Annotated in this window: 1 protein-coding gene; it reads left to right on the plus strand. The window is 63.8% G+C overall.

The window, feature by feature from the left end; translation table 11 throughout:
• Positions 1-940: VCBS domain-containing protein (locus tag EP165_RS20315; protein ID WP_206075963.1), on the plus strand; the 940-nt coding region annotated here is incomplete at both ends.

Raw genomic sequence — 940 nt, forward strand, 5'->3', positions numbered from 1 at the left:
CCATAACCGTCACCGGTGCAAACGATGCTCCCGTCATTACGGGGGGTGCGACGGGCGCCACGGTGTTCGAGGCCGGCGATCTGGACCAGGTGACCGGTGCCGACGAGGCCGCGAACTTCCGCTTTGAACCGCACCAGGACCATGACGCCCTGATCGGCGGCCTGTTCGCGCCGGGTATGGACATGGACGCCATCCTCGACACTGTGCAGACGGCGCTTGGGCCGGATGCCGACCGGGCCGACGCGATTGCGCAGGTCTGGGACTTCATCGACGACAATTACAGCTACTACAACAATCTCATCAATGAAGCTTCCGCGCGGTTGGGCGTGGAATACGTTCTCTACCTGCAGGCAGGCGGGCGTCCGCTCACCGATGTGGTCGCCAAGTTCACACCTGACGGCGGCGATGCTGGCAGCGATCCTGACCGGCTGCAGAGCCTGCACGACAATCTGCTTGGCAATCTCCACGGGCCCTCGCTGATCGACAAACTGCTTGACGCGGGCGGCGGCGGCTCCAACCCCGCGCCATCGCAGGCGGCCTATGACGCGATCCTGCAGCTGCTTGCCGTCAATGGGCTGTCGGACATCCTGAACCGGCCGATCTACAGCGGCAATGAAACCGCCACCAACGATGCTCTGGCATGGGACCAGGCGGCGGGCCTGCTGCCTTTGGCCTCGGGGCAGCTTACGGCAAGCGATGTGGATGCGGGCGAGACGGCGCTGCTTCAATGGCAGGGCGATGCGCCTGGCACCTATGGTACTTTTGCCATCAATCCGGCGACAGGTGAGTGGACCTACACTCTGGACAACAGCCTGCCGGCCACGCAGGCGCTGACGGAAGGTCAGACGGAAACCGAGACGTTCACCGTTACCGTCGCCGACCCGAACGGCGCCATCGACACAATCGACGTCACCATCACCGTTACCGGTGCAAACGATGC

It is taken from the genome of Mesorhizobium sp. Z1-4 (assembly GCF_004000235.1).
In the GTDB taxonomy this organism is placed as follows: Bacteria; Pseudomonadota; Alphaproteobacteria; order Rhizobiales; family Rhizobiaceae; genus RCIO01.